Origin of the sequence: Psychrobacter sp. van23A, from assembly GCF_030845275.1 — a bacterium.
Taxonomy (GTDB): domain Bacteria; phylum Pseudomonadota; class Gammaproteobacteria; order Pseudomonadales; family Moraxellaceae; genus Psychrobacter; species Psychrobacter faecalis.
This window is the reverse complement of record NZ_CP132595.1, coordinates 499,389-524,692: the sequence shown is the minus strand read 5'-3', so window position 1 is coordinate 524,692 and position 25,304 is coordinate 499,389. Positions and strand designations below refer to the sequence as shown.

21 protein-coding genes, 1 tRNA gene and 1 other RNA gene are annotated in these 25,304 nt (G+C 42.8%); 8 read left to right on the top strand and 15 right to left on the bottom strand.

Annotated elements, in window-relative coordinates; genetic code table 11:
• Positions 1-441 precede the first annotated feature (441 nt).
• The 7 genes from cysM (at position 442) to RAH45_RS02285 (ending at position 8,687) form a co-directional block, all read left to right on the top strand.
• The gene (gene cysM / locus RAH45_RS02315; protein WP_102077338.1) at positions 442-1,410 is read left to right on the top strand and encodes a cysteine synthase CysM; all 969 of its coding nucleotides are present in this window, start codon (positions 442-444) and stop codon (positions 1,408-1,410) included.
• Positions 1,411-1,434: 24 nt separating this feature from the next.
• Positions 1,435-2,259 (top strand): 3'-5' exonuclease, encoded by an 825-nt coding sequence (locus RAH45_RS02310; protein ID WP_102077337.1) that lies wholly within the window; start codon positions 1,435-1,437, stop codon positions 2,257-2,259.
• Positions 2,260-2,395: 136 nt separating this feature from the next.
• Complete coding sequence (rlmD, locus tag RAH45_RS02305) at positions 2,396-3,937, top strand: 23S rRNA (uracil(1939)-C(5))-methyltransferase RlmD (protein WP_306495446.1); 1,542 nt, start codon at positions 2,396-2,398, stop codon at positions 3,935-3,937.
• Positions 3,938-4,411: 474 nt separating this feature from the next.
• Positions 4,412-6,964, top strand: a complete 2,553-nt coding sequence (locus RAH45_RS02300; protein WP_068403961.1) for a RelA/SpoT family protein — start codon at positions 4,412-4,414, stop codon at positions 6,962-6,964.
• A gap of 64 nt (positions 6,965-7,028) precedes the next feature.
• A complete protein-coding gene (gene mutM / locus RAH45_RS02295; protein ID WP_102077335.1) occupies positions 7,029-7,964 on the top strand; it encodes a bifunctional DNA-formamidopyrimidine glycosylase/DNA-(apurinic or apyrimidinic site) lyase in 936 nt (311 codons plus the stop codon).
• Positions 7,965-8,246: 282 nt separating this feature from the next.
• On the top strand, positions 8,247-8,537 hold the full coding sequence (locus RAH45_RS02290; protein ID WP_228706589.1) for a hypothetical protein: 291 nt from the start codon (positions 8,247-8,249) through the stop codon (positions 8,535-8,537).
• Between the two features lie 6 nt (positions 8,538-8,543).
• The gene (locus RAH45_RS02285; RefSeq protein ID WP_228706588.1) at positions 8,544-8,687 is read left to right on the top strand and encodes a hypothetical protein; all 144 of its coding nucleotides are present in this window, start codon (positions 8,544-8,546) and stop codon (positions 8,685-8,687) included.
• A 68-nt stretch (positions 8,688-8,755) separates the two neighbouring features.
• Here the strand turns inward: RAH45_RS02285 and RAH45_RS02280 are convergent, their stop codons facing one another.
• The 4 genes from RAH45_RS02280 to RAH45_RS02265 all read right to left on the bottom strand — a co-directional run bounded on the left by RAH45_RS02280 (position 8,756) and on the right by RAH45_RS02265 (position 13,704).
• Positions 8,756-9,457 (bottom strand): IS1 family transposase, encoded by a 702-nt coding sequence (locus RAH45_RS02280; protein ID WP_306495445.1) that lies wholly within the window; start codon positions 9,455-9,457, stop codon positions 8,756-8,758.
• Positions 9,458-9,586: 129 nt separating this feature from the next.
• A complete protein-coding gene (gene mscL, locus RAH45_RS02275) occupies positions 9,587-10,030 on the bottom strand; it encodes a large conductance mechanosensitive channel protein MscL (RefSeq protein ID WP_102077334.1) in 444 nt (147 codons plus the stop codon).
• A 278-nt stretch (positions 10,031-10,308) separates the two neighbouring features.
• Positions 10,309-12,156 carry a translational GTPase TypA gene (typA, locus tag RAH45_RS02270; protein ID WP_102077333.1) on the bottom strand — a complete coding sequence of 616 codons (1,848 nt, stop codon included), beginning with the start codon at positions 12,154-12,156 and terminating at the stop codon, positions 10,309-10,311.
• A 351-nt stretch (positions 12,157-12,507) separates the two neighbouring features.
• Positions 12,508-13,704 (bottom strand): OmpA family protein, encoded by a 1,197-nt coding sequence (locus tag RAH45_RS02265; RefSeq protein ID WP_102077332.1) that lies wholly within the window; start codon positions 13,702-13,704, stop codon positions 12,508-12,510.
• Positions 13,705-14,257: 553 nt separating this feature from the next.
• Here RAH45_RS02265 and RAH45_RS02260 point away from each other — a divergent pair.
• Complete coding sequence (locus tag RAH45_RS02260; RefSeq protein ID WP_102077331.1) at positions 14,258-14,845, top strand: pilus assembly FimT family protein; 588 nt, start codon at positions 14,258-14,260, stop codon at positions 14,843-14,845.
• A gap of 19 nt (positions 14,846-14,864) precedes the next feature.
• On the opposite strand, the gene pdxJ is transcribed toward RAH45_RS02260, so the two are convergent.
• The 11 genes from pdxJ to bioA all read right to left on the bottom strand — a co-directional run bounded on the left by pdxJ (position 14,865) and on the right by bioA (position 25,304).
• Positions 14,865-15,662, bottom strand: a complete 798-nt coding sequence (pdxJ, locus tag RAH45_RS02255; protein WP_102077330.1) for a pyridoxine 5'-phosphate synthase — start codon at positions 15,660-15,662, stop codon at positions 14,865-14,867.
• A gap of 75 nt (positions 15,663-15,737) precedes the next feature.
• Positions 15,738-16,517, bottom strand: a complete 780-nt coding sequence (locus tag RAH45_RS02250) for a DNA repair protein RecO (protein WP_102077329.1) — start codon at positions 16,515-16,517, stop codon at positions 15,738-15,740.
• Between the two features lie 74 nt (positions 16,518-16,591).
• A complete protein-coding gene (gene era / locus RAH45_RS02245; protein WP_373429179.1) occupies positions 16,592-17,584 on the bottom strand; it encodes a GTPase Era in 993 nt (330 codons plus the stop codon).
• A 369-nt stretch (positions 17,585-17,953) separates the two neighbouring features.
• Entirely contained in the window at positions 17,954-18,751 is a 798-nt protein-coding gene (rnc, locus tag RAH45_RS02240) for a ribonuclease III (protein WP_102077327.1), read from the bottom strand.
• Positions 18,752-18,901: 150 nt separating this feature from the next.
• Positions 18,902-19,297 (bottom strand): DUF4845 domain-containing protein, encoded by a 396-nt coding sequence (locus RAH45_RS02235; protein WP_102077326.1) that lies wholly within the window; start codon positions 19,295-19,297, stop codon positions 18,902-18,904.
• Between the two features lie 169 nt (positions 19,298-19,466).
• Positions 19,467-20,369, bottom strand: a complete 903-nt coding sequence (gene lepB, locus RAH45_RS02230) for a signal peptidase I (RefSeq protein ID WP_102077325.1) — start codon at positions 20,367-20,369, stop codon at positions 19,467-19,469.
• Between the two features lie 102 nt (positions 20,370-20,471).
• Positions 20,472-22,271 (bottom strand): translation elongation factor 4, encoded by a 1,800-nt coding sequence (lepA, locus tag RAH45_RS02225; protein ID WP_068405877.1) that lies wholly within the window; start codon positions 22,269-22,271, stop codon positions 20,472-20,474.
• Between the two features lie 308 nt (positions 22,272-22,579).
• Positions 22,580-22,656, bottom strand: a tRNA-Met gene (locus tag RAH45_RS02220).
• Positions 22,657-22,794: 138 nt separating this feature from the next.
• Positions 22,795-23,161, bottom strand: an RNA gene (gene rnpB / locus RAH45_RS02215) — RNase P RNA component class A.
• Between the two features lie 89 nt (positions 23,162-23,250).
• Positions 23,251-23,970 carry a dethiobiotin synthase gene (gene bioD, locus RAH45_RS02210; protein ID WP_306495443.1) on the bottom strand — a complete coding sequence of 240 codons (720 nt, stop codon included), beginning with the start codon at positions 23,968-23,970 and terminating at the stop codon, positions 23,251-23,253.
• Positions 23,967-25,304: an adenosylmethionine--8-amino-7-oxononanoate transaminase gene (gene bioA / locus RAH45_RS02205; protein ID WP_306495442.1), complete on the bottom strand. Its 1,338-nt coding sequence runs from the start codon at positions 25,302-25,304 to the stop codon at positions 23,967-23,969. The genes bioD and bioA overlap by 4 nt, the downstream gene beginning before the upstream one ends.

Here is a 25,304-nt window from a genome sequence, read left to right as displayed (position 1 = left end):
CACTGATTTTGGCGCTAAATATTATTACTGGTGAATACTATTATTGATAAACACTGTACGGTGCGCTCATGTATTCATTATTGATTAAGCATTAAAGATGAGCCATCAAGAATGACTTGCGATTATCTTAGCAGGATTCTAACGAAGGCGGTTAACCATTCCTTGGCAAACTTTTCTCGCTTCACTTACTCATGCACTTTCATTGCTCAAAGGCGATTACTAAAGGGTCAGCTTTTCGTATTTTGTTTATGCCTATTTGTTTATGCAGATAAGTACACTGCTTATCCTCAATAAAAATTTATGCATTAAGCGCAGGCGAAAACAAAATGATATAATGACGCAACTTTTTATTGACCACAATCAATCCCTGACGGTCATCAAGTACTGACCTGCTATTTAAACAGCGCCTATTAAAAAACTAATAATCGATAAGGATACCTTATGTCCGCTACGGCCCAGTCAAACGCCAATTTTATTACGCAAATCACTGACCTTGCCGATTGCGTGGGTAAGACGCCTTTGGTCAAATTGAATCGCCTGCCTGAGCAAGAGCAGATTGCCAATGGCGCGGTATTGCTCGCCAAACTCGAAGGCAATAATCCTGCTGGCTCGGTAAAAGACCGTCCGGCCTTTAATATGATTTATCAAGCTGAGCAGCGCGGTGATATTAAACCTGGCGATATGCTCATTGAAGCGACCAGCGGCAATACGGGCATTGCTTTGGCGATGGTGGCGGCGATGCGTGGCTATCCAATCACCCTATTTATGCCAACCAACTCGACCCAAGAGCGTAAAGATGCGATGGCCGCTTATGGTGCGACGCTTATCGAGGTGGACGAAGGCATAGAAGCTTCGCGTGATATGGCGCTGCAAATGCAAGCCGATGGTAAAGGTATTGTACTCGATCAGTTTAACAATCCTGATAATAAACAAGCGCACTATTTGACCACCGGCCCTGAGCTGTGGGCGCAAACGGACGGTAAAATCACCCATTTTATCAGCTCGATGGGCACCACAGGTACTATCACTGGCGTTGCGCAATATCTTAAAGAGCAAAACCCTGACATTAAAGTCATCGGTCTACAACCTGACGAAGAAGCATCTATCGCTGGCATCCGCCGCTGGCCTGCCGCTTATATGCCTGGTATTTTTGAAGCAGATTTGGTTGATGACATCATGGATGTTGATCAGCGGGTCGCCGAAGTTTATATGCGTAAATTGGCGAAAACTGAAGGTATTTTTGCTGGTGTGTCATCAGGCGCAGCGGCATGGGCCGCTACCGAAGTCGCAAAAGCAAATCCTGATGCCGTGATTGCTTTTATCGTTTGCGACCGCGGTGATCGTTATTTATCGACGGGCCTATATAATGTGAATGACGCTAACGATAGCACGGATAACGCCACCCCATAAGCTTATAAATAGGCAGGATTATGTATGTCAAACGCCCTTTCGTCCAAACCTATCTTGGTCTTTGATATTGAAACGGTTGCCGATACCGAGGCTGCCCGCCGTATCTATCCGCAGTTGGCTGAGCTAAACGATGCCGATGCTTTAAGCGCATTGACAGCGCTGCGTGTCCAAGAAGCAAGTCACGATTTTATGCGTTTGCCCTTGCAGCGTATTGTCTGTATCTCTGCGCTCTATATTAAAGACGGCAAATTTTCCCTGTTTTCTTTGACCGCCGATAAGTTTAGCGAAAAAGACATTTTAAGCAAATTTTTTCGCGCGTTCAGTGACCTTGAAAAGCTGCCACAATTGATTAGCTGGAACGGCTCAGGCTTTGATATTCCGGTGCTTATTTATCGCGCCATGCAGTATGACTTATCGGCGCCGTGGTTATTTGAAGAAGGCGAGCGTATCAAAAACATGCGCTTTGATAATTACGTTAATCGCTTCCACAGTCGTCATCTTGATTTGATGGACAGATTTAGCCAATACGGTGCCAGCCGCCGCGAAGCCATGGATATCGTCGCCAGTCTTTATGGCTTGCCAGGTAAAACCGATGTCGATGGCAGTATGGTTGGCGAGTTGGTCAGCAATGATGATTGGCAAACGTTGTCAATATATTGCGAATCTGATGTGATGAATACTTGGCTGATTTATTTGCGCTGGCTGCGATTGACAGGGCAATTGTCCTCACCAGATTTTGAGGCGTGGCAGCAGCAAAGCCGTGATTATTTAGCAAGTTATACCCAAGCAGATGGCAGTCCTCGCCATCATGAGTTTATTGCTGATTGGTCCTCTGCGCCTGCGCCATAGCAGAAATTTTTATCTAACGAGCGTTTTCATAAAAGCGTCTTTATAAAGATGACGTTTTGTTTTAACAGCTAACGTCTCGCCCTTATTTTTAGTTATTTACCCTTTATTGCTTATTATTTATTATTAAGGCAGGTTTATGCAGCCCACCGACCCAAAAGATTCTACCACTCTAAACGCCAACCAACCGCCAGACGAGACTCAGACCATTACTATGCCGCCAAGTAAGAAAAAATCTAAGCCCTCATCAAAAACCCGTCGCCGTTTAAAAGATGCTGAGCCATTACCCTTTAAAATAGATGGCTTATCGCATGACGGTCGCGGCGTTGCTATTTATGGCAATGGTTTCGGTGAAGCCGACGGTCATATCGAAGACAAACACGGCAAAAAGATTTTTGTCAGCTTTGCATTACCGGGTGAAAGCGCCTTAGTCAAAATCACCAATAGCCGTAGCAGTTTTGAAGAAGGCGATGCGGTGAGCATTACTGCCAATCCAAACCCTGAGCGTGCTGTAGCGCCCTGCCCGCATTTCGGTGTTTGCGGTGGCTGTAACTTGCAACATTGGCAGCCTGATGGTCAAATCAACTTTAAGCAATCGGTACTCGCTGAATTGCTTATGCATCAAGCCAATGTTGAACCAGAGCATTGGCTCGCGCCCGTGGTTGGCGATCGCTTAGGTTACCGTACCAAAGCGCGGCTCGGCGTGCGTTATGTCGCCAAAAAAGAAACCGCCTTGGTGGGTTTCCGTGAGCGCTCAAGTAACTTCTTAGCGGAATTAAATGAGTGTCATATCTTAGACCCACGTATTGGCTTTGAAATTGAGAATCTAAAAGCGCTTATCAGCACGCTTGAGAGTCGTGACAAGATTGCTCAGCTTGAATTAGCCATGGGTGAAACGCTGCCAGAGCTACCTGATGGTAATCAGCCGGTTGCACTGATTGTACGTAACTTGTCACCCTTGTCAGATGCGGATATTGAAAAATTAAAAACCTTCTTCGCAGCGCGTAATTGGCAGCTCTATTTACAATCAAAAGGCGCCGATAGCATTCAGCGTATTGCCTTAGCTGAGCATGACGATATGACTGAGCAGTTTGGGCGCTTATATTATCAATTGCCTGAGTATGATTTGACCTTTGAATTTATCCCAACCGACTTTACTCAAGTTAATTTATCGGTCAATCGTCAAATGACCAAGCTTGCTTGTGATTTGTTAGACTTAAAAGCGGGTGAGCGGGTGCTCGATTTATTCAGTGGTTTGGGTAACTTTAGCTTACCACTCGCGCGTTTGGTCGGCGAAACTGGGGCGGTGGTCGGCGTCGAAGGCAGTGAAGCCATGACTGCCCGCGCGGCCGATAATGCACGCCGCAATGGCATTACTAATACGGAGTTTTATAGCCAAGATTTAACGCAAGATTGCACCGATAAACCTTGGGCCAATCAAGGCTTTGACGCGCTACTCATTGACCCACCGCGTTCGGGCGCGTGGGAGATTATGCAGTATCTGCCGAAGTTTAATGCCGAGCGTATTGTCTATGTCTCTTGTAACCCTGCTACACTCGCCCGCGATACCAAAGCTTTGTTAGAGCAAGGTTATCGTTTGACGCATGCAGGCGTGATGGATATGTTCTGTCATACCGGTCACGTCGAATCAATCGCACGCTTTGAGAAAGTTGCAGTTTAGCGTCAGCTTTAGTAGTGCTGATATTTTAAAATAAGAGGTTTAAAAAAACATATTGTAGCGCAGCGTGTTTTAACACACGCTACGCTATAGTATGAAAACAACGTATGACAGGTATAAATAAGCACAACCTTTTTGACCCTATTACTTTAGATAAAGTGGCTTAAATGCCAGGGTTAAACAGGCGTTATGTTATCGAAAGCGACATTATCATTACAGAGCCTTGCTTGATTTGTCATTGTGAAATGAGATAATAACAGCCAATGTATTTAGGCTTTCTTCAACAAGATATCGTGAGTATCCTTTATCCTTACTCAGCGCTTTATATATTATTTATGTCTGTCATTTTATAGCTGCTAGAAATGGATTTTTTAGCGGCTGAATTGATTTATAGCTGACACTTTACCTATGGAAACCTAAAAGTGTGGTTGGTAAATGGGCTTTTAATCAATTTAGAATAGCTAAGAGGAGTGGGCTATGGTAAAAATTCGTGAAGGGCTACCGCTGGTAGATGGACAAACCACGCAAGCCGATAGCGCAACATTGGCCGCACAACTGGTCGCGAGCCAACGCTCTCATCAGTCTGCCAATAGCTATGCCCAAATTCCACACGATATCAAATATCAGCTGTCCACTCATAAACTGCATACCACCTTTGATCGCTCCGCGCAGTATGCTTATCACAGCCATGACCCCAACCTCGAAGATGAGTATTTAGACAATCAACTGCTGGATGATGCCAATGCGCTTTCGGCACAAGAACTAGAAGCCATTGATTTAGATCAGATAAATATCGACGTCCCTACTTGGCTGGATAATGTTGCCAAGCGTATCGGGCAAGAGTCTGTGCCCAATCTTGCTAGCGCTTGCGAATTTATCCGCAGTCATATGAATACCAGTGAATCTGAGCGTTCAGGCGCTTACGTCACCGGTATTGCCATGACCGATATCTTGACTTACCTTTATCAAGATGAAAATGCGCTTGTCGCCGCGATGCTCTATCGTAGCGCCCGCAAATCGATTATTAGCCTCGCGGAAATTGAAAAAAAATTCGGCGCCGATATCTCAACCTTGGTTAAAGATACCTTGGCGATGGGAAAACTGTCAGAAATAATCGAAAGCAATAAACGCTTAGAAGACCATTTCGTTAATAATCAGCGTGATCAGCTCTCCAACATTTATAGTATGCTCATCTCTGTGACCAACGATGTCCGCGTGGTGCTGATTAAACTGGCTGAGCGTACCTTTGCCATGCGCGAACTGACTTTTTCTGGTGAAGAACGACAATATCGGGTCGCGCGTGAGGTTATGACCATTTATGCGCCATTGGCTCACAGACTGGGCATTGCCCAATTAAAATGGGAGCTTGAAGACTTAGCCTTTCGCTATCTGGCGCCTGAGCGTTATAAAGAGATTGCCAAACTGTTATCAGAAAAACGCAGCGAACGTGAGTCTTATATTCAGCGTGTGCAAGATAAGCTCAATGAAGCGTTGGCAGAAGCGGGTATCGAAGGCGAAGTTTCAGGCCGCGTCAAGCATATTTATTCTATTTACCGAAAAATGAAGCTCAAAGGTTTATCCTTTGATCAGCTATATGACATTCGCGCCCTACGGGTCTTGGTCAATAATCCTTCAGATTGCTATCACGTTTTGGGCTTGGTACACGGTTTATGGCGCTATATCCCTGAGCAATTTGACGATTATATTACCAATCCAAAATCAAATGGTTATCGCTCGCTTCATACCGCCGTTATTGCCGAAAATAAATCGCTAGAAGTGCAAATTCGCACTCAAGAAATGCACTTTGAAGCCGAGCTTGGCATGTGTGCGCATGTTAATTATAAAGAAGGGCTAAAAAATAAAAAGGACAATTACCTTAACCAAAGAATCAGCTCATTACGTCAGCTCTTATCGATTAATAACGAAACGCGTAATCAGCCGCGCTCAGCATTACTGACTGGCGAAGAATTAGAAGAAATCGAGTTCGACGATGATGAGCAGTTGGTTGATTTTGATGAGCTCGAGCGTATTTATATCTTTAGTCGTGATGGCGATATTACAGAACTACCAAAAGGCGCAACGGTACTGGACTTCGCTTATTATGTACATACACAAGTCGGTAATCGGGCGCAAGCGGCGCGCGTCAATCAGCGCTATGTGCCGCTGACTTACCAGTTAAAAACGGGCGAACAAGTTGAGATTATCACCAAAGCCTCGCGCGAACCCAATCGCGATTGGCTAGTCGCCTCGCTCGGTTATATCCATACCAACCGCGCGCGCTCAAAACTGCGTCAATGGTTCAATAAGCAAGACCGCGATAAAAATATCGAGATAGGTCGCCAAATGCTCAGTAAAGAGCTTGAGCGCTTATCGGTGCACCCAAACAGTATTGATTTAAACGATTATATCCAGCATTTTAACGTCAATAATACCGATGATATCGTGGTTGGTTTGGTCACGGGTGATATCAGTCTTAATCAGTTGACCAGTCACATTTCTCGCCAGTTAGATTTAGAGCCTGAAAAACCTGAGGAAGATTTCACCCCAAGTATTGATACAAGAAATGCGGGGAAACTTGACGCTTATAAAATTCGTATCGATGGTTTGGATAATATCGAGATTAATTTAGCGGGCTGCTGCCATCCTGTCCACGGTGAACCTATCGCAGGCTACATTACCTTATCGCGCGGCGTCAGCGTGCATAACCGCGGTTGCCCTGAATACCTACGCTTAATTGAACGGGATCCTGAGCGCGAAATTGAAGCCGCTTGGACAGTTAAAGCTGGTCGTTATCAGCCGGTAGATATCCATGTCGAAGCCTATGACAGGCGCGGGTTATTGCGTGATTTGACCCAAATTATTGATAAAGAAAACGTCAATATTCGTCAGGTTGAAACGCTCAGTAACGATGACAATATCGCCTTTTTAAAGTTTCATGTTGAAGTTTCAGGGCTGGCACATTTGTCTAAGTTACTGGCCAAGCTCGAGCAACAACATGGTATCTTGCATGCTCGCCGTGCTGTTGTTTGATAGCTTAAACTTTAAAATTTTTGTAGATAACCTTTATATATAATAGAGTCTGATAAGAAATACTATGCCTGAGTTGCCGGAAGTAGAAACTACCAAAACCAGCCTGACACCTTTATTAGGTCAACAAGTGGTCGATGTCAAAGTTTTTCAACCAAAATTACGCTGGTCGATGCCCGATGATTTAAACCAACTGGTTGATTATACTTTGGACAGTGTCGAGCGCCGAGCGAAGTATTTAATCCTAAATTTTATACCGCTCACTTCTGTTAATACCAACGCTTCTATTCAGCCAAATAGCTTAGCACCGCGTCAACTTTTGATTCACCTTGGTATGTCGGGTAGCTTACAGCAACATAGCTATGGCACCGATAAGCGTAAACATGACCATTTAGTAGTGACATTTAGCGGCGCTGATAATAGCCAAACACAGCTACATTATTATGATCCGAGGCGATTTGGTTCAGTACTATGGTTTAAAGATTACGGTCCTAAGCTTTTAGGTCATTTGGGTCCGGAGCCATTATCAGCAGACTTTACCGCTGATTATTTATATCATTTAATACAGCGCTCGGACAATCCAAATCAAACCTCGGATAACAACATAGCTAACAAAACCAATAACAAGCAGCCTATCAAGCGCGCGATTAAATCAGTAATTATGGAGCAGCAAGTGGTTGTTGGCGTTGGTAATATTTATGCAACTGAAAGCCTTTATTTATCAGGTATTCATCCGGCAACACCAGCTAATGAAGTTTCTCATGAGCAAATAGTTATCTTGGTTGAGCATATCAAAGCCATTTTAAAAAAGGCCATCACGCTAGGTGGTTCCACATTACGCGATTTTACCGTTGCCAGCGGTCAAACCGGCTACTTCCAGCAAACCTTAAATGTTTATGGTAGACAAGGCGAAACCTGTCCAAATTGTGATACGCTATTAGAAAATATTAAGTTAAATGGGCGTGCCAGTGTCTTCTGCCCTAACTGTCAGCCTACCAAATGATGCATTTTCTAAATAGCTCCAAAATAAAGATTTAAAAAGTCTGTACAGTTCTGAAGCTATATACTCGAAATATTTTTTGCAGATAAAGATATTCTGCGCATTTTTGTTGCTTATTAACTTACATCTTGCTTTAATAGGGCTGATACTGTCTTTTATAGTGCAAGGTATTTATATAAGCAAGATATTAAGAATACTTATTAATATCTATCGTTGTCGCATTATTCCTATATGGAAATAGCAGCAGCTATGAATCATACTTCTTATGAGTTTTAGGATATCATTATGAGCGCTCCAGCTAAAATGAAACGCACAGCTAAATATAAACTACTTACCATGATGGCAAGCATAAGCTTGATTTTTGCTAGCATGCAGCCCGCTCTAGCAGCAATAGAAATCGATGAAACGGATTTTGGCCCCTCTTATGATACCATGGCAGTTGATACTATTGTCGGTAAACCATTACAGCTGGTGACCGCTGTGGCAGGCACCGCCGCTTATCTTGTTAGCCTACCCTTCTCGCTTATCGGCGGTAACGCCGACCAAGCACAGCAGAAATTATTCGTTGAACCTTGAAATGCCATGGGACGCTGCCTAGGCTGTACAGTTGCCGAAGACAACTATTATAAGTCGCAAGTCGTTGACAATAATGTCGTCCGCATTGTAGTCGATGGTCCTTCAGAAATTCTGATTAATACCAATGACTATGTGGTAGTGACACCATAATTGATAAGATTCGAGCTTTTCAATTGCTAATAAAATAGGTTGGTGGTGTGTCAAAAAGTATGCTGGCATCAGACGTAGCCATAATTGACATAAAAGAACACCAGATCGAATACTTTAAAGTGATTATCAAGCTTTTTTGAGAAGCAACAAGTCTTTCTAACCGATCGTCTTAATCGGTGTCTAAGACGGCAGTTATTACCTTCTATACCTACCGTATGCTGTTTGCCAACTCGTTTGTTATCTGGTTTAAAGGCCGTTATGAAACTGTCCCAATTGTCCATACTAATAGAGTCATAGCTCACTTTAAGTTGCTTAAGACGGGCTCTTAACTTCTTAGCCGTTTTTAGGTCACGTTTGCCCCAGACATAAGCGACAATCTCATTAGTAGCACGGTCATAAGCATAAATAAGCCAAACTTTACGCTTCTTGCGATATACGTAAGTCCAGAACTCATCAACCTCTAAGCGTTCATAGTAGCGCTTCTTAGGTACAATCTTGTAAATGGATGAGTCTATGGTGCTAAGCACTTTTCCAATACTAACCTTGGCTATAACGGCTATGTCTCTAACACCACAACCTCGGACAGTCATCAGTCGTATGAGATCTTCTATTCTAGAGTGACAGCCGTTATAGGTTACCGCATGATCGCCAATAAACTGGCGTTTGCAGTCCTTACATTGATAATTCTGCTTGCCATAGCTTTTTATACCATGTATCGAAAAACTGGGACTGTGACAGTCGGGGCAATTGATCTGTATTTGTGTCTTCATAACCTCAAATATATCATCTTGCTTCGGCTGTCACCCTTCCTTTATTACCCCAGCATACTTTTTGATACACCATCAATAGGTTAACTTATCGTTAGCCTATTTTGATTCTGGTGAGCGAATTATATGATTTTATTTTGTAAGGTGAGTATTACTCAGTTTAGCGCTAATCTCACGCAGTAATCGCACCTCTTCTGACGGCTCTACAACCGCTTCTTCTACTTCATCTGCACGGCGTAATCTATTAACCATTTTTACCATCATAAAGATGATAAACGCCAAAATTAGGAAGTTAATCAACACTGTGATAAAGCTACCATAAGCCAACACTGGTACACCTGCTGCCTTAAGTGCATCATAAGTCATTGCAACGCCTTCAGGCGCATCACCTAATATAAAAAACATGTTTTTGAAATTAATTTCGCCGCCCGCAATAAAAGCAACGATAGGCATAATAATATCTTCAACTAAAGAAGTCGTGATGGTCGCAAAAGCGCCACCAATGATGACACCGACCGCTAGGTCCATTACGTTACCTTTTAAAGCAAATTCCTTAAACTCAGATACCATACTCATGATGTCACTCCTTGAAAGTTTAATTGATTATTATATAGATAATGAATCGAATTTTCCGATATTGATTTTTTAAACCTGTCTAAATAAATAACACTTATTGATTAGATCATTTTTATTATATATGAAAACCAAGCACAAAAAAAAGCAATATAAAGTGAACTTTACTTTGCTCACCTTGTATTGCTAATTTTCGATGTCAAAGCTAATCATGAACCATTAGCTTTGAGTACTTTTTTAATATTGAAAATATAAATTACCAAGTAATTTACGTATCGATATTAAGCGTTTTTCTTGCGACCATGACGCTTACGTTCATTTTCAGTCAAATAACGCTTACGCAGACGTATGGCTTTTGGCGTTACTTCTACTAACTCATCATCTTGAATGAATTCAAGCGCTTGCTCAAGGGTAAACTTAACCGCTGGCGTTAGCGTCAACGCTTCATCAGTACCACTGGCACGGACGTTGGTTAACTGTTTAGCAGTCGTTGGATTAACAACCATATCATCATTACGAGAGTTTAGACCAACAATCATACCTTCATAAACTTCAAGCTGTGGCTCAGCAAATAATTTACCACGTTTTTGTAGGTTAAATAGGGCGAAACCTAGGCAAACACCATTGGCCATAGAAACCAATACACCGTTTGAGCGACCACCAACATCACCAATCTTTTGTGGACCGTAATGTGAGAAGCTTGAAGTCATGATACCAGTGCCCGAGGTCAAGGTTAAAAACTCTGAACGGAAACCAATCAAACCACGTGCAGGCATCGTTGCTTCAATACGCATACGACCTTTACCATCAAGCTCCATATTGGTCATCTCGCCTTTACGCAAGCCGACTTGTTCCATAATTGGACCTTGATGCGCGTCTTCAATATCAAAAACAACGTTTTCATACGGCTCTTGTAGCTTGCCATCTACTTCTTTAACGATAACTTCTGGACCTGATACACCAAGCTCAAAACCTTCGCGGCGCATGTTTTCGATCAATACTGATAAATGCAGCTCACCACGACCTGATACTTTAAATTTATCTGGAGACTCGGTATCTTCTACACGTAGTGCCACGTTGTGAATCAATTCACGCTCAAGACGCTCACGAATATTACGTGACGTCACAAATTTACCTTCACGACCGGCGAATGGCGAATTGTTTACTTGAAAGTTCATTGATACCGTTGGTTCATCGACAGTCAAGGCTGGCAATGCTTCAACGTGGTTAGGGTCACAAATAGTGTCTGATATATTTAGCGCATCAATACCGGTAATACAAACGATATCGCCCGCTTGCGCATCGTCTACTTCAATACGCTCAAGGCCATGATAACCCATAATTTTTAGGATACGACCATTACGCGTTTTACCATTTTTATCAATCACAGTCACAGGCGTATTGGTTTTAACTTTACCGCGCTGAATACGGCCAATACCGATAACACCAACGAAGCTGTTATAGTCAAGACTAGAGATTTGCATGCGGAAAGGTGCATCTGCATCGACTTGCGGTGGCTGTACCACATCAACAATAGTTTTGAACAGGGGTGTCATGTTATCCGCTAAGTTGTCGGCTTCTAAGCCGGCAATACCGTTTAAAGCTGACGCATAAACCACTGGGAAATCCAACTGCTCATCAGTGGCGCCTAGATTGTCAAACAGATCAAAGATTTGATCCATTACCCAATCAGGACGTGAACCAGGACGGTCAATTTTATTGATAACCACAATCGGCTTTAGGCCTTGCTCAAATGCTTTTTGAGTCACGAAACGGGTTTGCGGCATTGGGCCATCAACACCGTCAACAACCAATAATACGCAGTCAACCATTGACATAACGCGTTCAACTTCGCCACCAAAGTCGGCGTGACCTGGGGTGTCGACAATATTAATGCGGTATTCAGTACCATCAGTGTCATCTGTCCAGCGGATGGCCGTATTTTTCGCTAAAATAGTAATGCCACGTTCTTGCTCAATATCACCTGAATCCATTGCGCGTTCCGCAATGTTTGCACGATCGCCAAAAGTACCAGATTGATGTAATAGCTTGTCAACCAAAGTGGTTTTACCGTGGTCAACGTGGGCAATAATTGCAATGTTACGCAGGTGTTTGATATCGTTCGCCATATAAAATGCTCGTTTTGTCTTAAAAAAATGCAGTAGCAGTAAGCACCGCTGGATAAACTGTTAACATCAACCAGATAGACATGATTGGCTTAGGATTAAATAATTGCACAATACGTACAGCAATTTAATATTAACGAAATCAAATACCTATGCTGATAAATCCATCGTACAGATAGCTATGCTAATGTACACTTTGTCAATTTACAAAGTGTTTGGGTCGCTAGTATAACATTATTGCGCCATCAATTTATGCAATAACTTACTTTTCTTACTACATAAATAAAAAAAAGCCACCCAATGGATGACTTTTTTTGTAACTAATTAAGTTGACACATAATTAGTAGCAACTATTTACTGAACAACCATATCTTTAGTTTGTTCAACAGTCATGGTTTTGTCACCAGTGATGATGGCATATACACGACGGTTCATAGCGCGACCTTCTTCAGTGTTGTTATCAGCGATTGGTTGGTCATAACCATAGCCAACTGTTGATAGACGGTTTGGCTCGATACCAAATTCGTTAGTCAACATAGATTTAACTGCAACTGCACGGGCTTCAGATAGACGTTGGTTATAACGTGCTGAAGGACCTGTTTTAGAAGCGTGACCTTCAACGCGAGCGGTAGAGTTAGGATACTCACGCATCTTCTCTGCTACTTTAGCGATTTCAGGTTTGTATTGGTTTTTGATAGTTGATTTGTCGTTATCAAAGAATACACGTAGCTCCATTTTTAGCTCATCAGTAATATCTACTGGTACTGGGCAACCACGCTCATCAACTACTACGTTCATTGGAGTGCCTGGGCATGCATCGATGCTATCAGGTACGCCATCACCGTCAGAATCAAGATCAGACTCAACTACCACTACTGGAGCTGTATCAACTAATGGTTCTTGCATTGGCGGTACAGCAACAGTAGGTGCTAAGTGGCCACCTAATACAACTTCTAGGCCAGCCAAAGCCATGCCTTCCCACCAGTTGTTATCAAAGTTATGAATCGCACGAGCTTCACCACGTAGGCTTAGTGCGTCATTGATACGATACATAGCACCTAGGCCTAGGTTACCAATAGTATCTTTTGAACCAGTAACGAAATCACCTGAAGCATCTTCAACTTCAATCTTAGAACGACCAGCACCAATCAAGGCATATGGTTTGAACGCATTGTCAGTATAACCACTGAATTCTTCAAAGCCGATCAAGAAGTTACCAGAAATCATTTCTTGTTCAGCGTCAAATGAACCAGGAACATCATTTCCAGTATTTCTATTTACACCAACACCATCAGTATTAGATACACCATATTCTACTTGAAATTGAGTAGAAGGAGTTAGCTCGATACCTAGTGCTGCACCAGTATAAAGACCGTTTTCCTTATAAAAACCATTTCCGTTACCGTCACCCATAATTTCGACTTGCTCATCATCAGCGCCTTCACTGTAATGATAACCAAGTAACAATGGGCTAATAGTAACACCAGCGTTTGCTGCTAGTGGAGCCGCTGTAATGGCAAACAATGCCAAAGCAATTTTATTTAATTTCATGAACTTCCTCCAAAGGATAATTTTAGTAATGCGTCAAGCAAAACCGCATCTCAAGATGCCAAAAGCAGACATCATTTACGAATTTGAAATTACAAAGCAAAACCAATTAAGAAGTAGCTTAGCTATTATCAATTCAGTTTACAACTTTTTTCGTTAACCAGCTACACATTATTACACGATAATGTCATAACTAAAACACATTAGCCAGCTTAACTTACTGACAACTAACACACTTTACACTTTTTATCTTTTGTGTGTGAGGTCGCAATAGATGATGAAACGAATCCTATCTATTGTTTCAAGATATTTTAATACAAAACGTTAATTTTCTCTATTGCTAAAACTCCTTATTCACGAATTGAAACATTCTTTGACAGTAGGCATATATTTGGTTTATATTTAATAATGTGAACATTATTCGACTTATATAAGATGCATTGCATAAAGATTAAGCCAGCTTTATACATCTTTAAAATTTGGACATGATCTTTAAGTTGTTCGATTTTTCGTATTTCTTATATAGCCATACCTCTTATATAGGTAGCAGTCTCTTATGATTGAATTATATAAAGTATTGTCAAGAAAGCAAACCCACTTTCAAGCTTGTAATAGGTATGGCTTTACGTTAATAGAGCTGATTGTTACAGTCGCAGTGTTAGCTATTATCTTAATGATTGCGACGCCTTATATCTTACAGCAACTCGCCAGCATGGAAGCAAAGCGTATTGAGAGCCAAATTAAAAATACGCTAAAGTTGGCGAAAGCTGAAAGCCACATTAGAAGACAAAACTTGTTGGTTTGCCTTTCTAATGACGGCGCTACATGTCATAGAGACAGCTATAAGAAGCTATTATTATTTTTAGATGCAAATGACAATAAAAACTTCGACTTAGGAGTTGATGACCTGCTAGAAGAGCAAGCTTTAGAACCTAAATATAGTACCTTGTATTTACGAGTAGGAGATAAGCGTCATTACACCAAATTCTGGGGCGATAGCGGTAAACCCCGCGGCCATTTCGGACATATTAAGTACTGTCCAACCTCCACCTATAATCATACCATGTATCAAATCTCTTTTAATCAAGGGGGTGACATTACTTATAAGCCTAATGCAAGCCACCCTACTGATTGTGGACAATAGAAATTACGACATTAGGTGTTTAAACATTTTGACGCATAGCAGACTTCATCATAACAACCGCTTGCTCTAATCCTACAAAAACAGCATCAGCAATAAGAGCGTGTCCGATATTTAGCTCATATATACCATCAATTTGCGCAATAGCGTGGACATTATCACGTGTCAAACCATGACCAGCATTAACCAAAAGCTTGGGATTAGCAAGTTGGGCGGTTTGCACAGCTTGCTTAATGCGAGCAAGCTCATCATTCATTCTATCGATATTACCGGCTAAACCCGCTTCAGCATAAGCACCAGTATGCAATTCAATTGCATTTGCCCCACAGCTAACTGCCGCTTCAATCTGCTTATCTTCTGGATCAATAAATAAAGAAACCTTGATACCGACTGCTTGTAATTTACTAACATAATCTGTCAGCCAAGCTACCTGCCCTGCAACGTCAAGTCCGCCTTCTGTCGTCAACTCTGCCCGTTTTTCAGGTACTAAGCATACCCAGAAAGGCTTAACCTGACGAGCAATCTCTAGCATCTCAGCCGTTGCTGCTATCTCCAAGTTCATTCTGGTGGTCAGCTGCTCAGCTATCTCATAAACGTCAGCGTCTTGAATGTGACGGCGGTCTTCACGCAAATGAATGGTGATACCATCGGCTCCAGCTTGCTCACATAGCAGAGCAGCTGCTAATGGACTGGGATAACTGACGCCGCGAGCCTGACGTAATGTCGCTACATGATCAATATTTACCCCTAACAGAGGCTTTTTTAAGGCATTTTCTGAAGTTTGTGCTAAGTTGGAAGTCTTTACTGTTGTATTAATCATAAAAAAATCCTTTTGTTCATATTTGGGTAATTTACTAAAAAATAGTTTGTAAAATATTGGTACTTTACGCTCAAGTTAAGATTGATAGCGCTGTTGCTGCTGCCAAAGTAAGCGACTTTGTAAAGGTTGATAATCGAGCAAATGGTCAATCAATTGCCGATGCAAACGTGACCATGCATTGAGATTTGAGGTGGATAAACCTTGCTCTGCCATCGATAAAATCTCATTACCTTTAAAAATATTTTGTGTAATAGCTATCTCATCGTCATCATGAACAATAGGCACTAAGCCCACATCAGGTAAAAAACGGTACCAAGTGTCGAGCTCGATAGCTTGATCTAAACTGTCATGTTTTAAGGTTAAAGCAAAGCCCAATTCGTTAAACAAATACGCTTCAAACTGACGCAAACACAAACGTAGCTCGTTCGCAGTTAAAGGCTGCTTAAGCTGCTGTAGGCTATTTTGGTAGTGTTGCCATAATATTGGCATGGGATCTTCGGTGGGTAATAGTCGCCACAGTATTTCATTTAAATACAAGGCTGCATACTGATGTTGGCCGCTGATATTTTCATGATGCAGCGTCTCTGCTAGATTTACGTTACTGTCTTTTACCACTAGAGAATTTTGGGCCACTGAATCTTGAATCGAACTTAGTGGCGCAATATTAATCTGCGTGAATGTTTTTAAATCGCGTTTACCGCTGGCAAACAGTTGCAAAGGCATAAAAAGCGGCGCACCTTTTTTGCCAACACCATGGATGACGCCATGTTGCTGAGAAAACAGATAGTATAAAGCGCGCTTTTCTTGGTAGGGGCGCTGATGTAATAAATAACCGATTAACGCTTCATTACGCATGGATTATTACCTCAGCCGTGGTGATATAGATACATGGCGGTAAACATCTACCCACCATGCTTTTTTAATCGTGCTTAATATCCTAAACTGGTCAAAGCGCGCTCATCATCAGACCAGCCGCGTTTCACTTTCACCCACAGTGTTAACATGATTTTTTTATCAAACAGCTGTTCCATGTCTTTACGCGCATCCATGCCGACCTGTTTGATACGCTGACCCTTATCACCAATGACAATCGCTTTTTGTCCGCTACGCTCAACATAAATGGTCGCATCGATAAAAGTGACCGCTTTACGCGGACGACCAGTTTTTGGGTCAATATGCGCCGCTTCGTCTTTAAAACCATCAATCTGTACCGTCAAATCGTAAGGTACTTCATCGCCGGCACTACGCATGATTTTTTCGCGAATAATTTCACTGGCTAAAAAGCGCTCTGAGCGATCGGTAATCTGCTCGCTATCATAGATAGGATCGGCGATTGGCAAATGCGAGGCTATCACTTCTTGCAAACGGTCTAGGTTTTGGTTTTTTAAAGCAGAAACAGGGACGATATCAGCGAAATCAAAACTTTCATTAAACGTTTCGATCAGCGGTAACACACTACCTTTATCTTTTAGCGTATCGGCTTTATTAATCACCAATACTACGGTCAGATTGGTATCGCCAAGTTTTTGTAGGGTTAACAAATCGTCGTCACGCCACTGATCTGAATCAACGACAAATAAGACCAAATCGACATCTACCAGTGCTGACACCGCGGCTTTATTCATACGCTCGTTGATAGCGCGTACCTCATTGCGATGAATACCTGGGGTATCAACAAACACCGCCTGCATCTCGTCATTGGACAAAATGCCGTGAATACGGTGACGGGTGGTTTGCGGTTTACGCGACGTGATAGACAGCTTTTGACCCAATAAATGGTTCATTAAGGTTGATTTACCCACATTTGGGCGACCAACAATCGCCACATAACCGGCTTTAAAATCTTCAGCGACATGAGCATTGTTATTTGATGAAAAGAACTCTTCGATAGCCAGATCGTTTTCTAGGACGTTATCTTCTATAGCGTTATTCTCTAACATAGCATCTTCCGAGCTATCAACCGTTAGCTTCGCAGCGTTTAGTCTGGCGTTATTTTGTTCAACGTCCTTTGCTACAGTCGCACTTTGGCTTGAACTCATATCTGGGTTTTCGGTCATATTTTTGGCATTATCTTCATTATTTAATGGCAAGTCATGGTGATTGCTCATGGATTAATCCTATGGAGGTTGTCATCAGTGATGCCACTTATTAATTGTTTAAAGAAAAGCGGCATAAGACTGATCATGTTAAAAGTATGAGTTATTTCAAAAAACAATTCCTTGAAATTGTTTTTTGAAATTATTAAATTTAGTATTAAGTAAAATGGTTTTTAAAAAATTAGCTTTAAAAAACTAGGTACGTCTTTTTGGCTGTCCTGGCAGTTTATGTAGCTGATTAATCATTAATTCTGCCGCTTTTTGCTCAGCGATACGGCGACTTTCACCAGATTCGGTAATATCAGGACAATTATTTATATTAACCTGACAGCGCACCACAAAGATTTGGTGCGGAGCGTTACCACGGGTTTCCATCAGCTCATAATGTGGCAAATCAAACTGCTTAGATTGCAGCCATTCTTGTAAACGGCTCTTGGCGTCTTTTAGCGCTTTTTGGTCACTGACATTGTCTATGAGATCACCATACCACGATAGCACGCACGCACGGGTAATATCCATATCTTGACTGTCTAAATAAATAGCGCCTATCAATGACTCTACCGCATCTGCCAAGATGGAAGCACGATTACGCCCGCCGCCTTTACGCTCACCAACGCCCAATATCAAATGATTAGACAGCTCTAGGTTTTGCGCAATAATCACTAGCGATTCCTGCCGTACCAATGTTGCCCGCATGCGCGTCAGACGGCCTTCATTTTGCGTCGGATAGCGGTGATACAATGCTTCACCGACGATCATTCCTAATAATGCGTCGCCCAAAAACTCTAAGCGCTCATAGTTTTTCTTACTATCAAAGGAGCGATGGGTAAGCGCCAGTTTAGGCAAGCTTAAATCATTAAACACATAGCCCAACTTGCGCGATAATACCGCTAACCGTTGAATAAATTCTGCGCTAATAATAAGCGTGTCATCAGACACGCTATTTTTATGGGGATTGGGAACCGCCTGAGGAGACTGCGAAGTTGGTTTCATGCGTGGTCTGTGTGTATCCCTTTTTTTCAGTGGTAAATATAATGCAATACCAGTGTTTTAGAAATTGGTTAGAAAATTAAAAATAACAAAGTACTTTATTACTTTGATTTTAACGCTTTAAGTTTTGAGATATAAGCTTTAATAGTTAAATTATTCAGCAGTAGTAGCATCAATGTCGCCTTCAAAGCGATTAACGATATCGATATTACCAAAAAAATTATTGGTGGTTTCATACTTCTTATGAATAGCCAGCTGACCTGGTTTTTTATCGGTGAAAGTAAACACTTCTTCTGCTTTAGTATCATAATCGGCGTTAATAGACAGCTGCTTATTCATGCGCTCTACAAACTGCTTGGCCGTTTCTTTATTGGTATTGGACTCTTTAAGCTGCGCACTTAAGGTTTTTGTTAATTGGTAATCGCCAATTTGCGCTGGAGCAATAGCGACGAGCAATTTAGCAGCCACGCCCAAAACGATAATAATAAAAACGACACTCGTTACACTAGCACCGCGCTGCGAAGACAACCCAGATAACTGCTGCACCATAAGACCCCTCAAGGGGTAAGTTGCTATAGGTAAACTGCCATATTTAAAAAACTGTCTTATATATAACCTTTAATATGATGGCTTTCATTGGCTGGCCATAATACTAGCACAATCTATTATCGGTACATTATTCTTTAGCGCAGCATTATTCTTTAGTGCAGCAATAATATCAATCAATACTACCATTACGCTTAAAGGTTGGTAAGTTAAGACCGGGCGGTTTATGCATCCAAATATAGACCGCTTTACCCGCTAAATTATCATCGGGAACAAAACCCCAAAAACGCCCATCAGCACTACGATCGCGGTTGTCACCCATTACAAAGTAATGACCTTCTGGCACTTTGATACGCCACTCTGTGCCTTCAGAGCTGACCACTTCTGGTGACTCTTGCTGTAAAAACGGTGCGTACTGCGAGCTATTCATATCCGCTAAATAGCGAACCAAGTGTTTGTTGTCGCCTTGAATCTCTTCAAAGTACTTTGCTTGACTTTCTTCTTGCTGCCCCATTCGTATGGCATTGTCTTCAGTCAAGACTTGTCCGGGTGCCACTTGTCCGGCTGGATATAGCTGTGAGGTCAGCTCAGCATCGGCATCAAAATTGATCGCTTTGGTAGGAACTGGCGTATCATTAATTGCCAGCGTCCCTTGATTATAACTGACGGTATCGCCCGGCAGGCCGATCACGCGCTTAATATAGTAAATACTTGGGTTTTCTGGGTAGCGGAAAACGGCCACATCGCCATGCTCAGGCGCGCCTGTATCAAGCACTTTATTATAAGTCAGCGGTAGACGGACGCCATACGCGTATTTATTGACCGCGATAAAATCACCCGTGTATAAAGTCGGCACCATCGACGATGAAGGGATATTAAACGGCTCAATCAAGAACGAGCGCACTATTAACACCACCGCCAACACTGGGAAAAAATCATACGCCCAACGGACCAGTAAGCTTTCTTTACCGCGACCGCGGGTTTTACGCTGTTTGAGCGTCAGCTTCTCTAATAGCCAAATAATACCTAGGCCAATGGTTAATGGCACTAAAATTAAATTAAAATCAAAATCCATACGAATTTGCCTATTAACGAGCTGAAAATCAGACTACGGTTGCAGTAAAGCTGTCTATGCCAAATATTGCTGTGTTTTTATCTTTTAAAAGATAATGAACGTTTAATTATCAACCTGCAAGACGGCTAAGAAGGCTTCTTGTGGAATCTCGACGTTACCCACTTGCTTCATACGTTTTTTACCCGCTTTTTGCTTAGATAATAGCTTTTTCTTACGCGAAACGTCACCGCCATAACACTTAGCCAAGACGTCTTTACGCATGGCTTTGACGGTACTACGACCGATAATTTGACTGCCAATCGCCGCTTGAATCGCCACATCAAACATCTGACGTGGAATCAGCTCTTTCATCTTAGTGACCAGCTGATTGCCGCGGAAACGCGCTTGATCTTGGTGTACTATCATCGCTAAGGCATCGACTTTATCACCGTTAATCAACACGTCAACTTTGACCAATTTATCAGCTTGGTAACGCTCAAAATTATAATCGAGCGACGCAAATCCGCGCGACACTGATTTTAGGCGGTCAAAGAAGTCCATGACCACCTCGCCCATCGGAATATCAAAAATTAGCTGCACTTGGCGGCCCATAAAACGCATATCGACTTGGACGCCGCGGCGCTCAATGCATAGCGTCATGACGTTACCCAAGTAATCTTGCGGCACTAGAATCTGACAGCGGGCAATTGGCTCACGGAACTCTTCGATATTATTTGGTTCAGGCAACCTTGACGGATTATCTACGTAAATGACTTCGCCATTTTTCTTTTCAATCTCATAAATAACCGACGGCGCGGTGGTGATTAAATCCAAGTCATATTCACGCTCTAAACGCTCTTGGATAATCTCCATGTGCAGCATACCTAAGAAGCCACAGCGAAAGCCAAAGCCGAGCGCATCAGAGGTATCAGGCTCAAAGTATAGCGACGCATCATTAATCTGTAGTTTTTGCAGCGCTTCACGGAATTTTTCAAAATCACTAGAATCTACTGGGAACATACCAGAATAAACTTGCGGCGTGATTTGCTTAAATCCAGGAATGCGCTCAACATCAGGCGTACTGGCATGGGTAATCGTATCACCAACAGGCGCACCAGCAATATCTTTGATTCCTGCAATAACAAAGCCTACTTCGCCCGCTTGTAAAATACCTGTGTCTACAGGTTTCGGGGTAAAGACACCAATTGAGCCCACTAAGTGCGCCTCTTTGGTCGACTTAATATACAGCTTATCGCCTTTTTTAATCGTTCCTTCACGCACACGCACCAAAGAGACCACGCCCAGATAGTTATCAAACCATGAGTCGATAATCAATGCCTGTAGCGGTGCATCACGGTCGCCCGTTGGCGCAGGAATAAATTCAACCAAGGCTTCTAGTAATTTATCAACTCCAAGACCGGATTTTGCCGAGACGCGCGGCGCATCAACAGCATCAATCCCGATAATGTCTTCAATCTCTTGAATCACGCGCTCAGGCTCAACTTGCGGCAAGTCAATTTTATTTAAAACTGCCATCACCTCTAAGCCCTGATCAACAGCGGTATAACAGTTGGCGACCGACTGTGCTTCGACGCCTTGCGCGGCATCAACCACCAATAGCGCGCCTTCGCAAGCCGCTAATGAGCGTGAGACCTCATAGGAGAAATCGACGTGACCGGGCGTGTCAATGAAGTTTAGCTGATAACGCTCACCGTTAGGATGGTCATAAAACAAGGTCACAGACTGGGCTTTAATAGTGATGCCGCGCTCACGCTCAATGTCCATAGAATCAAGGACTTGCGCCTGCATTTCACGATCTTGCAGCGCGCCGCACATCTGAATAAAACGGTCAGCAAGGGTCGACTTGCCGTGATCAATGTGGGCAATAATAGAAAAGTTACGAATATTGGCTAATGCAGTCACAAAGCGCCTACTAAATAATGGAGGATTGAATAACGGATATACATATTGTCAGATGGCAACCGTCGAATACATACTTATAGCTCATTCTGGCCAATACGCCAAAAGAGACAGTTTAAGTACATACCGTATTGCCGCAATTGAAATGCCCACAGCGCAAATGACTAACTTTTATGACGCGCAGGCATACGAAGGTATTCTAGCAGTTTTCCGCTATAAAGTAAGTTGATTTTGTCAGCAAGCAAAAATCAGGCAAAAAAAAACCAATCATAAGATGATTGGCATTTTATTACTGCTGGTCTTACTAAATATGGTGGCGATGAAGAGACTTGAACTCTTGACCTCACGATTATGAGTCGTGCGCTCTAACCAGCTGAGCTACATCGCCATTTAAGGCTCGGTATAATACCGATAGAGAGGACTTGCGTCAACCCCTAATTAGCATTTTTTGCGAAAAAGACGCATTTCATTCAAATTAACGGCAAATATGCATAATACTAACAATAAAAACGAACCGCAAAACAAAAAAGTTGGTAGACCGATAAGCCGGGTTCTGTCGTGGACGATCATTCCTCTAGGCGTACCATCGCTGATACGCTCAAGCAACCTACCCGCATCGAACGCGGGCCGCGCCATATCGATGCCTATTTGGTCTTGCTACGCGTGGAGTTTACCCTGCCGTGAGATGTTGCCATTCACGCGGTGCGCTCTTACCGCACCCTTTCACCCTTACCGATAATGTCTTGCGACATCAAAGGCGGTCTGCTCTCTGCTGCACTTGTCGTCAAGTTACCCTGCCCAGCCGTTAGCTGGCACGCTGCCCTATGTAGCCCGGACTTTCCTCCCCTGCGCATCTGTTGCCAGTGTGCAGCGGCGATCGCCTAGTCTACCAAGCGCGCTAGTATAGCAAAATTAGTATGAGGTGTGGAAAGTGTTTTGCGCTTATTTATTTGTTGTTATAAAACTATTTAAATAAAAGCGTTTAAATAAAATCTGGCGGTAAAGCTAAATTATCATTACCTATAGTGCTATATGTCTGTTGCGCCATTTGTAACCAATAGCTGTTTGGATAATGGCGCGCTAAGTAGTTTTTCAAATAATCAATCGTACTATTGGCAATCTCATCATCTGTCTGAGCAGCACTATCATGAATATGGTTATAAATGACGCTATGCAGCGTTAAACCGCGTGCTTTAATCGCCTCTAAACTCAGTAAAGTATGATTGATACTACCAAGCCGCCCTGAGGTTACCAACACAACTGGATAGTCTTGCTCAGCAATATAATCTAAGGTTAATAGCTGCTCGGTTATGGGCACTAACAATCCACCTGCGCCTTCTAACAGCACCGCATCGTAGCTTTGTTGCAATTGCTGCGTAGATTTGGTGATGATTTTAAGATCTAAAACAGCATTGGCAAGTTTCACTGCTAAATGCGGCGAGGCAGGTTTCTCATAGCGGTAAGGACAAGTCGTATAATCGAGGTCACAAGGTTGTAGCGGAATGTTCATTAATTGACGATGAGTGACGATATCATCAGCAATATTCATTTTACCACTAGCTGAATTGACACTAACGCCCGTTTGTACCAGCTTTTGAGTGATGACGCTAATGCCTTGCTGCATCAGCGCTTTCGCTAACATTCCCGTGGCATACGTTTTGCCAATATCGGTATCAATGCCGGATATAAATAGCACACTCATAGCGAAACTCTGTTGGTCGTAGACATTTGACCCAAATAAGTAGTGACGACGGTTAGTAGCGCTTGACATAGCGTCACCAGTTCGTCATCGCTAATGACATAAGGCGGCATAATATAGACCAATTTGCCAAAGGGTCGCACCCAAATGCCATTGTCAATCAGCAAAGACTGAAAAACTGGCATATCAACCGCCTCATCTAGCTCAATCACAGCGACCGCGCCTAAACAACGTACCTCTTTAACACCTTTTAATTTTGCCGCTGTGGCTAGCTGCTCATCCATGATAGTTTGCATATTTGCCGTACGCGCTTCAATATCATAAGACAAGATTAAATCAATCGATGCACAGGCCACCGCACATGCCAACGGATTGCCCATAAAGGTCGGACCATGCATCAGGGCTGGATAGTCGCTTTGGCTAATGGTTTCGGCAACCTCACGGGTACAGAGGGTCGCTGCAAATGTCATATAGCCGCCTGTTAGCGCCTTGCCAATGGTCATAATATCAGGGCTGATACCCGCATGCTCACAAGCAAACAACTTGCCACTACGCCCAAACCCAGTGGCTATTTCATCCGCAATCAGCAGTACGTTATGCTCATCACATAATTGGCGCAACAGTCGTAGATATTCCGGACTATAAAAGCGCATCCCGCCTGCACCTTGAATAACAGGCTCAATGATAAATCCAGCAAGCTGATGGCTGTGTTTAGCAAAAAATGCGGTTAACTCTTCACAAACGCTCTGGGAAATCTGACGCTCAAACCCTAATGGCGGTGCAGGGACGAAATACTGCGTCGGCAATTGTTTACCATACAGGCTATGCATGCCGCCTACTGGGTCACAGACACTCATCGCGTGCCAGGTATCGCCATAATAGCCAGAATGGGTCGAGGCAAATTGGTTTTTATTGGGACATCCGGCTGCAATTTGGTATTGCAGCGCCATTTTTAGCGCCACTTCGACGGCAATGCTGCCGCTATCGGCATAAAATATCGCATCAAGACCATCCGGGACAATGGATAATAATTTTTTACCCAAATCTATCGCTGGCTGATGGGTCAAGCCGCCAAACATCACATGCGCCATTTTGCCTAATTGTGCAATCATCGCCGCATTGAGCGTTGGGTGATTATAGCCATGGACGCTTGCCCACCATGACGACATACCGTCAATTAAGCGCGTGCCATCTTTAGTGACAATATAAATACTTTCGGCATGGTCAATAACGATATTTGGATAGGTGGGTGGTAAGCTGGCATAAGGATGCCAAAGGTGCTGTTGGTCGAAATCGTTGATTAAAAGGCTACTCGTTGAGCGGTCAGATCTCTTCAT

Excerpts from the sequence above, each read along its gene's own strand:
- bioA (WP_306495442.1), bottom strand. The coding sequence starts at position 25,304 with ATGAAGAGATCTGACCGCTCAACGAGTAGCCTTTTAATCAACGATTTC.
- RAH45_RS02260 (WP_102077331.1), top strand. The coding sequence starts at position 14,258 with ATGATTGAATTATATAAAGTATTGTCAAGAAAGCAAACCCACTTTCAA.
- RAH45_RS02300 (WP_068403961.1), top strand. The coding sequence starts at position 4,412 with ATGGTAAAAATTCGTGAAGGGCTACCGCTGGTAGATGGACAAACCACG.
- RAH45_RS02290 (WP_228706589.1), top strand. The coding sequence starts at position 8,247 with ATGAGCGCTCCAGCTAAAATGAAACGCACAGCTAAATATAAACTACTT.
- RAH45_RS02235 (WP_102077326.1), bottom strand. The coding sequence starts at position 19,297 with ATGGTGCAGCAGTTATCTGGGTTGTCTTCGCAGCGCGGTGCTAGTGTA.
- pdxJ (WP_102077330.1), bottom strand. The coding sequence starts at position 15,662 with ATGATTAATACAACAGTAAAGACTTCCAACTTAGCACAAACTTCAGAA.
- RAH45_RS02250 (WP_102077329.1), bottom strand. The coding sequence starts at position 16,517 with ATGCGTAATGAAGCGTTAATCGGTTATTTATTACATCAGCGCCCCTAC.
- RAH45_RS02280 (WP_306495445.1), bottom strand. The coding sequence starts at position 9,457 with ATGAAGACACAAATACAGATCAATTGCCCCGACTGTCACAGTCCCAGT.
- bioD (WP_306495443.1), bottom strand. The coding sequence starts at position 23,970 with ATGAGTGTGCTATTTATATCCGGCATTGATACCGATATTGGCAAAACG.
- RAH45_RS02310 (WP_102077337.1), top strand. The coding sequence starts at position 1,435 with ATGTCAAACGCCCTTTCGTCCAAACCTATCTTGGTCTTTGATATTGAA.
- mscL (WP_102077334.1), bottom strand. The coding sequence starts at position 10,030 with ATGAGTATGGTATCTGAGTTTAAGGAATTTGCTTTAAAAGGTAACGTA.
- rlmD (WP_306495446.1), top strand. The coding sequence starts at position 2,396 with ATGCAGCCCACCGACCCAAAAGATTCTACCACTCTAAACGCCAACCAA.
- lepB (WP_102077325.1), bottom strand. The coding sequence starts at position 20,369 with ATGGATTTTGATTTTAATTTAATTTTAGTGCCATTAACCATTGGCCTA.
- rnc (WP_102077327.1), bottom strand. The coding sequence starts at position 18,751 with ATGAAACCAACTTCGCAGTCTCCTCAGGCGGTTCCCAATCCCCATAAA.
- typA (WP_102077333.1), bottom strand. The coding sequence starts at position 12,156 with ATGGCGAACGATATCAAACACCTGCGTAACATTGCAATTATTGCCCAC.
- RAH45_RS02265 (WP_102077332.1), bottom strand. The coding sequence starts at position 13,704 with ATGAAATTAAATAAAATTGCTTTGGCATTGTTTGCCATTACAGCGGCT.
- RAH45_RS02285 (WP_228706588.1), top strand. The coding sequence starts at position 8,544 with ATGGGACGCTGCCTAGGCTGTACAGTTGCCGAAGACAACTATTATAAG.
- mutM (WP_102077335.1), top strand. The coding sequence starts at position 7,029 with ATGCCTGAGTTGCCGGAAGTAGAAACTACCAAAACCAGCCTGACACCT.
- cysM (WP_102077338.1), top strand. The coding sequence starts at position 442 with ATGTCCGCTACGGCCCAGTCAAACGCCAATTTTATTACGCAAATCACT.